Annotated in this window: 8 protein-coding genes; 5 read left to right on the top strand and 3 right to left on the bottom strand. The window is 41.1% G+C overall.

From position 1 onward, the window contains the following. Window positions 1-3 precede the first annotated feature (3 nt). Complete coding sequence (locus IGJ26_RS11720) at window positions 4-2145, bottom strand: helix-turn-helix transcriptional regulator (protein WP_144330430.1); 2142 nt, start codon at window positions 2143-2145, stop codon at window positions 4-6. A gap of 214 nt (window positions 2146-2359) precedes the next feature. Between IGJ26_RS11720 and IGJ26_RS11715 the strand changes: the two genes are divergently transcribed. The 4 genes from IGJ26_RS11715 to IGJ26_RS11700 all read left to right on the top strand — a co-directional run bounded on the left by IGJ26_RS11715 (window position 2360) and on the right by IGJ26_RS11700 (window position 8641). After that, window positions 2360-3736: an extracellular solute-binding protein gene (locus IGJ26_RS11715; protein ID WP_430599651.1), complete on the top strand. Its 1377-nt coding sequence runs from the start codon at window positions 2360-2362 to the stop codon at window positions 3734-3736. A gap of 85 nt (window positions 3737-3821) precedes the next feature. Continuing rightward, window positions 3822-4715, top strand: a complete 894-nt coding sequence (locus IGJ26_RS11710; protein WP_008379138.1) for a carbohydrate ABC transporter permease — start codon at window positions 3822-3824, stop codon at window positions 4713-4715. Window positions 4716-4724: 9 nt separating this feature from the next. Continuing rightward, window positions 4725-5555 carry a carbohydrate ABC transporter permease gene (locus tag IGJ26_RS11705; RefSeq protein ID WP_008379135.1) on the top strand — a complete coding sequence of 277 codons (831 nt, stop codon included), beginning with the start codon at window positions 4725-4727 and terminating at the stop codon, window positions 5553-5555. After that, window positions 5552-8641: an alpha-mannosidase gene (locus IGJ26_RS11700; RefSeq protein ID WP_429976709.1), complete on the top strand. Its 3090-nt coding sequence runs from the start codon at window positions 5552-5554 to the stop codon at window positions 8639-8641. Before IGJ26_RS11705 ends, IGJ26_RS11700 begins: the two co-directional genes overlap by 4 nt. A 50-nt stretch (window positions 8642-8691) precedes the next feature. Here the strand turns inward: IGJ26_RS11700 and IGJ26_RS11695 are convergent, their stop codons facing one another. Continuing rightward, complete coding sequence (locus IGJ26_RS11695; RefSeq protein ID WP_016621425.1) at window positions 8692-9531, bottom strand: aldo/keto reductase; 840 nt, start codon at window positions 9529-9531, stop codon at window positions 8692-8694. Window positions 9532-9659: 128 nt separating this feature from the next. Continuing rightward, the gene (locus IGJ26_RS11690; protein WP_034872349.1) at window positions 9660-10487 is read right to left on the bottom strand and encodes a manganese catalase family protein; all 828 of its coding nucleotides are present in this window, start codon (window positions 10485-10487) and stop codon (window positions 9660-9662) included. A gap of 186 nt (window positions 10488-10673) precedes the next feature. Here IGJ26_RS11690 and IGJ26_RS11685 point away from each other — a divergent pair, with 186 nt between their 5' ends. Continuing rightward, on the top strand, window positions 10674-11615 hold the full coding sequence (locus tag IGJ26_RS11685) for a magnesium transporter CorA family protein (RefSeq protein WP_016621424.1): 942 nt from the start codon (window positions 10674-10676) through the stop codon (window positions 11613-11615). Window positions 11616-11640 lie beyond the last annotated feature (25 nt).

The following is an 11640-nucleotide window of genomic DNA, read 5'->3' as shown; positions in this document are numbered from 1 at the left end:
GGTTTAGTGAATTTTGTTGGTACGATAAGTACCTGGTGTCGTCCCTTCAAATTGTTTGAATACCCGAATAAAGGAATTGGTATTTTTAAAGCCGACTTTGCTAGCAATTTCATTGATTGAACTTTCTTGTTCACTCATTAGACGTTTGGCTTTTTCCACACGTAGTTGATTGACATATGGTTTGAAGGACATGGACAATCGTTCTTTGATCAACCGACTTAAATAGGCTTCACTTAGATGAAACTGCTGGGCAATATCTGTTAAACTGAGGTCGCTGCAATAGTTGCTATTAATAAATTGAATGATTTCATCTGTTTTGGATCCATTATTATTTTCCGTGGTTTCGATCTGAGTGATCAGCGTGTCAAAAAGGAAAAAAATCGTTTTTTTCACATCGGGATCTGAAAAACCTTTTTTTAAGTAAAGAAATTGTTTCTTATTTTGTTCGTAGAATTCAGGGTAGGAAATCTCTTTGATCACAGCGATACGTTTTATTGTTAAGGTCAGAGCGGTTGAAAATTCCTGAAGGAAGCCTAGGGAACGGTTGCTAGAAATATTGATCTCCACGATTTGTTGCAATAATTCTCTAGCATGGACAAAATCACCTACTTTGAAATATTGGATCAGTAACTGTTCTTCATCAACGGTATAATTGATTTTATGAAAAGCATTTGATGTTGGAACCGGTATTTGATGGAACTGATTATTGCCGTTGCATTCATCTGACCACTGACAGGTTTCATGAAAGACTTCGATAAAATGTTCGAGAGAATGAAAAGGTTTGGAAAGTAGATAAGTCATTCTCAAGTTCAAACTGTCTTCTATCGTTAGTTTCAATTGATCGATCTCTTTCATGATTTGTGAATATTCCTGATCGTAAAAAAGAATGACAAGGTGTTTTTCGGAAAAACTGATGATATCATAACGCTCGATATGAAGATTTTTCTTGATCAACTGTTTGCGTACATGAATGATCTCTGTTTCATTAAAAGTGGCTTCTTCTGCCATCTCACCTGAGAAGGTCAGAAAAGCAAAACTCCCGCCTTTTTCTATGCCTTCAAGATGAAAAGTAGGCAGTAAACTCTTGCTCATATTGTACGTATATTTTCCGTAAAGCAGATTCTTTAAGAATAGTTCCTTTACTTCTTCTGAGACAGGGGACTGGAGCTGGTTGATCGAACTAGACGACTCGATTATCTGGTGCAAAGCTAAGTTTATATCATCAACCGTTAAAATATCAACATTACTCTTTTTGATTTCATCTAATATTTCTAGATAAGGTTTGTACATCCGCTTACTCAAGAAAACGACGATCAAAGCACCCAGTACGATCAAAACCATTAATGGAAGGAGAAAGGAAGAAATCGTAGATAGTGGAAAACTGCTTTGAATCGCGGTTGTCAATTGATAATTGGCAAAAGGGAGCACCTCTGAATTTTTTGTAAAAACGATAGTATCTGATTTGGCCTCTTGCTGAATGGTATTTTGTGTAAAATCAGTAAGTATCGGTGAATTGGTCTCACTAGAAGGATATTGGTGATCGATAACTTGTATTTCTTGATTCATTGGAGACAGTAGTTCATTTTTTTTCCAGTAGGCAAAGAAGTAGAGGGTCTGATTCTCTACTTGCTCTTTATGAAGCATGATCAGCCGTTGATCAAGGGTTTCGAAGATGGAGGAACTGAAGCTGGCATCTGCCAGCATTTCGGAAAGAAGCCCGGCTTTTGTTTCTATATTCAAAAAGGAAAAGAAATCATTGTAAACAAAATAGCCGTCAGAACTTACGATGATATGATTCTCTGGATTCAAGATTCCGATAGAGTATTCAAACTGATTCATTAATAAATAGTTTTCACGAATTTCATCATACATCGCTGAAAACAGCGCATAATCAGATTCAGTACTTTGGGAAAACAGTATAATACTTTCTTTTGTTGCTAAAGATTTCATTGAATTGAGGGCAAATCGAAGTTGCTGATCAATGCGAAAAGCACTGTTTTCTAGCGTCATGATACTTTGGGTAGTTTGTTCAGTTTTCCGCTGATTGACTTCATTATTGATGACGATCACCATAATAAAAATAGTATATGCAATGATTACCGTTAAAAAGGTTAAGAATATTTTTCGATAGGTTTTTGATTTCATAAGTGCTCCTTTCTTTTTTTGGTAACGTTTACATTGATTATAGAGATAAATCAGCTTGAGTCAAATCATCATTATTTGTAGTTATCTACAAAACTTGATATTAAGAGTAAAAAATGTATATTTCAACGAATAATAATGATATTCAACAATGTCTAAACACGCTATATTTAAAGCGCTTACTTTAAGCGAGAGAAAATGAAAAAATTCAGGAGGAATGATTATGTCGATGAAAAGAAAAGCTGTAACATTACTGTCTCTACTGACACTTCCAATGGTTTTAGCTGCTTGTGGGAACAGCGACGGCTCGTCAAATGGGGACGGGGCAGAGGGGAAAACCGAGATAAAGATCACTTGGCGCAATACTGGGGAAAACGATAAAATGACCCAATATTTGGAAGAAACATTTATTCCACAATTTGAGAAAGAAAATGAGGACATAAAAATCGTACTTTCTCCGATTACCGCAAGTGAGGGGGATTATTTTTCAAAAGTTGCTCTTTCTATGCAATCGGAAAGCACAGCACCCGATGTAGTGGCAGAAGATTCCTTTATGTTGAATTCTGATGCAAACGCTGGTTACTTAACCAATCTTGATGAATATGTTGCTGACTGGGATCAATGGGATAAATATACAGAAAACTTAAAAGCTGGTGTTATTGCTGAAGATGGTAGTACGTATGCCATTCCAGGAACTTCTGATTCTCGCGGGATTTGGTACAACAAAAATGTCTTTAAGAAAGCCGGTCTGCCTGAAGAATGGCAGCCAACAACTTGGAGGGAGATCATTGAGGCAGCTGAAGCAATCAAAGCTTCCGATGAGAATGTGATCCCCTTAGGATTAGGTGTGGCTAAAGCCAATGGTGAGTCGGTTTCCATGCAGACTTTCCAGATGCTCTTATATGGTACTCAAGATACATTATTTGATAGTGAAACGCGTAAATGGCAAGTAAATACACAAGGAATCATTGATTCATTGGCTTTCATTGATGAAGTGTATAACCAAAAACAATTAGGACCATCATTATCCGTTGCGATCAACAGCAATTACGGATCTGTGATGTTCCAAGATAAATTTCCTAATGACGAAGTTGGTATGCTTCTAGATGGCTTTTGGAGTGCCGGTAACTGGGCCGAAAATGGGGCAACTCCTGTTGAGAATATGACAGAACGCTTTGGTTTTGCAGCCATGCCTACACAAAATGGTGGTGAACCGCCATTTACGACCATGTCCGGAGGTTGGACATGGGCCATTCCTGAAAAAGCACAAAACAAAGAAGCGTCTTGGCGAGTAGTTCAAGCACTCGGTGGAAAAGAACAGCAAGCTGCACGAGCAATCGCTGAAGGGAATTTAACCGTCCGAGACGATTCAGCAGAAATAGCTGAATATAAGGAGCAATCTTTTATTGAGCAAGCAACCTCTTTCTTACAATATGCTCATTTCCGTCCGGCAGATGACAAATATCCTAATGTTTCAGTAGAAATCCAAACAATGGTTGAAGCAGTTGCCACTGGCAGCAAGACACCGGAAGAAGCAGCTAGTGATTATGCCGCCAATGTAACAAGGATCGTTGGAGACGATGCCGTTAACTAAATCATTAATAAAGAGAAGGAATTGCAGCAAACAATCCGAATGGAAGCTAACGTTTCTTCTCTTTAAAAAAAGAAAGGAGAAAAGAATGGAAAATTCGCTAAAACGAGAGCAGCAAATGTCCAATAGTAAAAAAGCGTTGATTTTTTTATTTCCCAGTTGGCTCTTGCTGCTGATATTTTTTGTTGGTCCAGTTATCTTAACTTTTATCTTTTCCTTCACGAACTTGGCTCTGACCGGTGCTGAAGCAAGTCAATTGCGGTTCATCGGCTTTGAAAATTTTGTGCGCATGTTCAATGATCCGGCTTTTCAAACTAGTGTCGTACGAACCTTGATTTTTGTCATTTTTTCTGCAGTGATCGGTCAATGTTTCTTAGGTTTTTTGATTGCATTTATGATGCGGGAGAAAAATCGAGCCTTTCGGCGAGTCGTTGGTCTGATCATCATTGCTGCATGGGTTACGCCGGAAGTCGTTGTTTCCTTTTGCTGGGTCGCTTTTTTAGGAGATAGCGGAACAGCTAATTGGTTGATGGGACTGATGGGATTTGAGCCGGTTGCTTGGCTGTTTGCTTTTCCTATGATAAGCGTTGTGGTTGCCAATATTTGGCGAGGAACCGCTTTTTCAATGATGGTGTTTCAATCCGCTTTAGATGAGATCCCTAAGGAAGTAGAGGAAGCTGCAGTTATGGATGGCGCCAGCCGCTGGCAAGTGATTCGAAAAATTACGATACCGATGGTCAAAGGTACCATTGCAACGAATTTGATGCTCGTCACTTTGCAGACATTGGGTGTCTTTACGTTGATTTATACTATGACTGGTGGTGGTCCCGGCAATCAGACTGCAACCCTGCCGGTCTTCATGTACAAACAAGCTTTTGTGAGCTATCAGCTAGGATACGGAACAGCGATTTCGCTGGTCTTGCTACTGATTGGTGCTGCCGCAAGCTTGATTTATATGAAAATGCTGAAAGTGAAAGTGTAGGTGAAAAAAATGGTAAAACGCAGTGAAAAATTGGAGACCATGATTCATTATCTGCTTTTGGCAGTATTAGCTTTATTGTTTTTGCTCCCATTGTTGTGGATGCTGATCGCCTCTATTGATCCGGGCGCTATTCAAACTTTGAAATTACCTGAAGCAGTATCATTTGAAAATTTTGCTTCGATCCTTTCTGATCAAACTATCATTCGGTCATTCGGAATCGGCTTGCTTTTGTCCGGCTGTCAATCGATTTTAGTTGTTGTCTTATGTGTTTTGGCAGCATATCCCTTGTCGAGGTATCAGCTAAGATATAAAAAAAGTTTTTTGATGGCGGTGCTGTTCATGACCTCATTACCGATGACTGCTGTCATCGTGCCGGTCTATCAACTGTTTATCTTTTTGAAGTTTCAAGATTCGTTACTGGCGGTGACGTTCTTCTTGACGGCGTCCTCACTGCCTTATGGGATTTGGATGATGAAGAACTTTATGGATTCGGTACCAATCGACTTAGAAGAGTCCGCTTGGGTCGATGGGGCTTCAACATGGCAAGGGGTGCGAAAAGTCGTAGCGCCGCTGATGGTTCCAGGTATTTGTACGGTTGGTATTTTTACTTTTACTGGAAGCTGGGGCAACTTCTTTGTTCCTTATATTTTGATTCAGTCACCCGAAAAAATGCCGGCATCAGTCTCGATCTTTCAGTTTTTCGGCAACTTTGGTATGGTCAATTATGGCCGTTTAGCCGCTTTTTCGGTGCTATATACCTTACCAGTCGTCATTTTATATGCTTTGTCACAAACGTATATGTCTAAAGGATTTAGCATGGGAGGAGCGACGAAAGGATGAAAGATCCATTTCATACGACAAAAAAATTAACGAAACGAATCGCTGAACTAAAAGCGTATCGTTTTCAAAAAGTACAAGACCTTACAAGGTGGTCGGCAAAAGAAGATAAGTCAAAAACGGAAAAACACCCACCAGAAGAGTGGGACTTTACACTTTCAGTTAGCGATTTCTGGCAAGGGAGAGACCGTTATATTTGGGCTCATCATGAATTGACAGTTCCAGAGGAGGAAGACTTATGGTTACTGATCGATTTTGGTCGTACAGGTGGTGGCTATAATTCAGGCTTTGAGTCCTTGCTGTTGATCGATGGTGAACCTTATCAGGGTGTCGATTCGAATCATACAGAGATTTTTCTGGCGGATCATTACCGAGGGAAAACCATCCGACTTGATTTAAAACTATGGTCGGGCTTGGAAGGCGGTGGGGCTGAAGTCATTCAACGGCATGAGTTTCGGCAAGCTTGTTTGGCAAAAAGATACTTAGCTGCTGATGACTGTTTCTTTCTCGCTGATATGATGGCGAAAACTATCGATGGGTTACCGGAAAATGAACCGATACGATACAAGCTGTTGAATCTTTTAGATGATGCCTTTCGTTTGATTCAGTGGCAGGTACCCGGATCTATCTCTTTTTACCATAGCGTTGAGGAAGCGGATCATTATTTAAATCAAGAACTGCAAAAAATACCTAAACTTTCGGAGATCACTGTGACGGCTATCGGCCATACACATATCGATGTTGCTTGGTTGTGGCGGCTGAAGCATACAGGGGAAAAAGCTGTCCGCAGTTTTTCAACGGTTTTACGTTTCATGGAACAATACCCAGAATATATTTTCTTACAAACCCAACCTCAGCTATACAAATATGTCAAAGAAAGCTATCCAGCACTTTATGAGAAAATCAAAAAGAGGATCAAAGAAGGCCGTTGGGAAGTGGACGGAGCCATGTGGCTGGAAGCCGATTGCAATATACCGTCAGGCGAATCATTGGTCCGTCAGATACTCCATGGGAAGAAATTTGTGAAGGAAGAATTTGACAAAGAAATGCATTTCTTGTGGCTTCCGGATGTGTTCGGTTATTCTTGGGCACTGCCCCAAATCTTGAAAAAATCCGGCATTGAGACGTTTATGACGACCAAAATCAGCTGGAATCAATATAACCGGATGCCTCATGATACCTTTTATTGGCGGGGAATCGACGGGACAGATATTTTGACGCATTTTATCACCACGCCAGTTGATGGTAAAACGGATGAATGGGCAGAAGAATGGTTTTATACCTACAATGGAACGCTTTCTCCGGAGACCGTTCAAGGAATTTACGACGGATATCAAGACAAGCGTTTGAATCAAGAATTTCTGCTGTCTTACGGTCATGGGGACGGCGGAGGCGGTGTCACTAGAGAGATGCTGGAAAATCGACGACGCCTTGACCAGATTCCAGGATTGCCGCAAGTCAAAACAGGAAAAGCGAAAGCCTTTTTTGAACGACTGCATCAGACAGTAGAACAAAATAAGCCGCTGGTCTCTCGTTGGGATGGCGAATTGTACTTGGAATATCATCGAGGAACCTATACCTCGCAAGCGTTTGTCAAAAAAATGAATCGAAAAGCTGAAATTGCTCTACGGGAACTTGAGATTCTCTATACATGTTTAGCAGCCAGCAAAGAAGACGAGTATCCTAAGGATCCGCTTTTTGAAACATGGGAGACGGTTCTTCGTAATCAATTCCACGATATTATTCCTGGTTCTTCGATCAAAGAAGTTTATCAAGACCATAGAGCAGAGTTTGCCGTCGTGACTCAGACCATTCAACAGTTATTTGAACAATTAGATGGACCTGCTAATCAAAAGTATACAGTCATCAATACAGCTAGCTGGTCAAGGAATGAACTGATTGAACTTCCACTTTTACAAGAAGGTCGCTTTATTGATTCACAAGGAAAAGAACTTCCGGCTTATTTTGATGGAGAAAAACAGTCTGTTCTTGTGACAAATGTTCCGCCAATGAGTCAGGTGATGATAAAGTTTCAACCGATAGCAGAAAATAAAGACATCAAACCGCTCGCTGAGTTCACAGAGGGAGCGCTTGAGACCGATCGTTTGCGAATTTTATGGGAAACATCGGGAAATTTGATCAGCATTTTTGATAAGAAACTAGGTAGAGAAATGTTGGAAGGAAAAGGGAATGTTTTTCAGCTATTTGAAGACAAACCTTTAAATTACGATGCATGGGATATCGATAGTTTTTATCAAGAAAAAGCAACAGTGCTTCAAGCCGATCAAATACGATTACGCTCAAATAATGCGCTTTACGCTTCCGTAGTATTTGAGTATACGTTTGGTAATTCGCAGATACATCAGGAAATGCGGGTCTATGCTCATACACAACGAATCGATTTTTTAACAAACGTGTCATGGCATGAACGCCAACAACTGTTGAAGGTAAACTTTGATGCAGCAATTCGATCAACTGAAGCAGTATTTGATATTCAGTACGGAAATGTAAAACGAGCTACCCATGCTAATACCAGTTGGCAATTGGCTCAGTTTGAAACAGTAGGCCACCAATGGGCAGATCTTTCAGAAAAATATTGTGGGGTAAGTTTATTGAATGACTGTAAATATGGTTATGCTGTTAAGGAAAATCAATTAAGCTTGACCTTGCTTAAAGGCGCTATCTATCCTGATCCACTGGCTGACGATGGCGATCACAAATTTACTTACAGTTTTTATGCCCACGAGCACGATGCCATCGATGGGGGAACAATGGAAGAAGCATGGTCCCTCAACTCGCCATTAACGGTTATTAACGGAGAACATTCTTGGTTGCTTCCGTTGCAAATAGACTGTGAAACCTCAGTTACCATCGACGCCATCAAGCAAGCAGAAACCGGCAAAGGGTGGATTTTACGCTTACATGATCACACGGGAGGAACTAGAAAGGTTACATTGCAGTTGCCAAGCAGTTTTTGGCAAGAAACAGATTTAATGGAGATACCTTTAAATAATGAGCAGTGGAAAGATGAAGTCTCATTTACCTTGTCACCCTTCGAAATAAAAACATTTCATTTTGAGTTGAGATAAACTAAAACCAGCAGATTCTCCATTTATAGCGGAGAATCTGCTGGTTGTGTTTATTCAAATTCTTCATACTCATTTGGGTCTTGACCATCGATGCGGCCGTCTGCTTTGTTTAACTGATTGATTTGATTGATTTCATCTTCAGTCAGTTCAAAGTCGAAGATCGCAAGATTTTCTCGTTGATGGGCGAGGTTTCTTGATTTAGGTAGGGGCAAAATGCCACGTTCCACATGCCAGCGCAAGATGATTTGACCAGCTGATTTTTGGTATTTCTCAGCTAATTCAGTGATCAGTGGTTCTTTCAGGGCATCGCTGCCGCGGCCTAATGGGCTCCAAGCTTCCGTTACGATGCCGCGTTTTTTGTTCTCTGTAACCATTCGTTCTTGGACCCAGTAAGGATGGATCTCAATTTGATTTAGCGCAGGGGTCACACCAGTTGCTTCAATGATGGCATCCAAATGTTCTGGCTCGAAATTGGAAACGCCGATGGAACGGATCAAACCTAATTTCTGGGCGGTCACTAAGGCTTGCCAAGCTTCGACATATTTGCCGCGTTTTGGTAATGGCCAGTGGATCAAAAAGGCATCGAAGTAGTCGAGTCCCATGCGAGCAAGGGATTCTTGAATGCTGGTTAAGGCATCATCATAGCCATGGTATTTTCCCGGTAATTTTGAGGTGATATAAAATTCTGAACGTGGGATACCAGAGCGACGGATCGCTTTGCCGACAATGCCTTCATTGTCATAATTGGTTGAAGAATCGATCAATCGATACCCGTCAGCGATCGCTGCTTGCAGCTGGCTCAACCCTTCGCCACCGCGGATCTGATAGGTACCGATGCCCACGGCGGGGCGTAAATTGCCGTCGTTTAATGTCAGTAAAGGTGCTTTCATAAAATGATTCCTCCTTTTCTTTACATTCTACTCTAACGCTTTTTTGCCAGGAACGTAACCAACTTGCTCAGACAAAGAAAAAAGAGCAACGGTTTCTGTTTCAGAAACAATTGCTCTTTTTGATTAAATTATTTTTCAGGCGGTGTGCCATACATTTTTGGTGTGACTTGATCGAGTTTTGGCGCTTTTCCTTCGATCTTTGGTTCGTCTAGCCATTGGTATTCGCCTTCACCATCAAGGGCTTTGCCTTTCGCCCAAGAGCCTTCTTTACTTTGGTCGCCTTCTGAGAAGTTATAGAAATCATAAGCGATATCTAAGCGTTCGTTTTTGCGGTCAAAGGTAGTCGGCACTAAAATCGAGCCTTCGTTTTCTTCCAATTCTTTCACGGCAGCTGCCCAAAGATTTTGGTGGTAGCTATCACGCGCTAATAAGACCGAAAGTAAGTCTTTGACCCCACGGTCATCGATCATTTCATAGATGCGTGCTACTTGCAGACGACCTTGTGATTCTGCATTTAAGTTGGCACGGAAATCAGCAAGTAAGTTGCCACTAGCAATGATATACGCACCTGACCATGGATTGCCGACGCTATCAGCAGGACGTGGTCCTAAGCCGGCAACGATGGCATGTTGCGGATTCATTCCGGAAATGATCGCACCGATCGTTGGGTCTTTTTTCATGGCAGCTTCCTGATCTTCCACAGGTGCACCTTCCAGCAGACGTGCAACCATCGTTGCTAACATTTCAACGTGTCCAAGCTCTTCAGTAGCGATATCCATCAACATATCTTTGTATTTTTCTTCCCCACGGCAGCTCCATCCTTGGAATAAGTATTGCATGGCAACACTCATCTCTCCATATTGTCCACCGATTAATTCTTGAAGGTATTTCGCAACTAACGGATTTGGTTTTTCTGGTTTAGCTTCAAACTGTAGTTCTTTTTGATGACGAAACATACTATTCCTCCTAAAATTTTTTATTGGGCCCATAAAAAGTTTCTCATGAATCGAAAGGTTCGTCTAATAAAATGCACTTAGTTCAAAATGAAAAAAGCTCCAAAAAGAAAAGCCATTTACTTTGACAAAAAGCGAGAAGCGTTAGATAGTTAAATTAAGAGAGAATTAGAAAAGGAGCGAGTCACCATGTTTCAGTATTACAAAATGGACGACCGAAAAATAAGGGAATCCTCGGAGGAAGATTACAATTGGCTGGTGGTTTCTGGGACAGATCCAGAGGAACAACGCCACTTGTTAGATAAGTATCAACTGCCCGAAGATATTTTTATTGGCGCCAATGAACCGGAAGAAGTCTCACGTTTGGAATACTTACGTAACACTAAGTTAAATCATCCGATTCTTTATACCTTGATCGATTTGTCAGAAGTGACACAAGACCGCATCGAAGATCGTTTAGAACCGGTGACGTTTATTTATACCAAAGATCTTTTAATCACTTATGTCTCTCATCAATCTACACTGATTAAACGCCTGATTGAAAAGCATGAGCAAGATATTCAACGGTATGAAGATATTGTTGCCTACTCGACGCTGATGATCTACACCCATTACATCAAAGGTCTGCAGGAAATGAAGAAACAGATCGATGCACTAGATGAAGCAGCTCGTAAAACGACGGAAAACAACGAATTGTTTAATTTAGCCGATACCGAACGAGACATGGTCTATCTGGATCACACCTTACGGGATCAGAACCATACCGTCGATCGTTTGATGGATCGCAAAGAATTTTTGGATCGTTTGGATAATGAAGCACTCGTTTATGACATTAAGCTACGACAGAAGTTTGCCATGAAAATGGTCACTATCTATCGCGACTTGTTAGAAACCATTGGTGGCTTGTTCTCCGATATGATGGACAACAATCTAAACCATCTGATGAAATACTTAGATTCTGCGGCATTGGTGGTGGCTGTGCCGTCCTTGATCGCGGGGCTATGGGGGATCAACACCGGGGGACTGCCAGGAAAAGACAATGCCATCGGTACGATCATTGTCTTTGGTTTAGCTATTTTAGTTGGGATATTAACCGCCATTTACTTGTCACGGAAAGACTTTTCAAAATAAAAAGCGCCGCTGCTCTGTGGCACCG

The organism is Enterococcus sp. AZ095a (assembly GCF_050546735.1).
Classification (GTDB): Bacteria; Bacillota; Bacilli; order Lactobacillales; family Enterococcaceae; genus Enterococcus_D; species Enterococcus_D entomosocium.
This window is presented reverse-complemented; position numbering and strand designations above follow the sequence as displayed.

What these genes read in the sequence shown, in the direction of transcription:
- IGJ26_RS11720 (WP_144330430.1), bottom strand. Translation starts at nt 2,145, where the DNA reads ATGAAATCAAAAACCTATCGAAAAATATTCTTAACCTTTTTAACGGTA.
- IGJ26_RS11715 (WP_430599651.1), top strand. Translation starts at nt 2,360, where the DNA reads ATGATTATGTCGATGAAAAGAAAAGCTGTAACATTACTGTCTCTACTG.
- IGJ26_RS11710 (WP_008379138.1), top strand. Translation starts at nt 3,822, where the DNA reads ATGGAAAATTCGCTAAAACGAGAGCAGCAAATGTCCAATAGTAAAAAA.
- IGJ26_RS11705 (WP_008379135.1), top strand. Translation starts at nt 4,725, where the DNA reads ATGGTAAAACGCAGTGAAAAATTGGAGACCATGATTCATTATCTGCTT.
- IGJ26_RS11700 (WP_429976709.1), top strand. Translation starts at nt 5,552, where the DNA reads ATGAAAGATCCATTTCATACGACAAAAAAATTAACGAAACGAATCGCT.
- IGJ26_RS11695 (WP_016621425.1), bottom strand. Translation starts at nt 9,531, where the DNA reads ATGAAAGCACCTTTACTGACATTAAACGACGGCAATTTACGCCCCGCC.
- IGJ26_RS11690 (WP_034872349.1), bottom strand. Translation starts at nt 10,487, where the DNA reads ATGTTTCGTCATCAAAAAGAACTACAGTTTGAAGCTAAACCAGAAAAA.
- IGJ26_RS11685 (WP_016621424.1), top strand. Translation starts at nt 10,674, where the DNA reads ATGTTTCAGTATTACAAAATGGACGACCGAAAAATAAGGGAATCCTCG.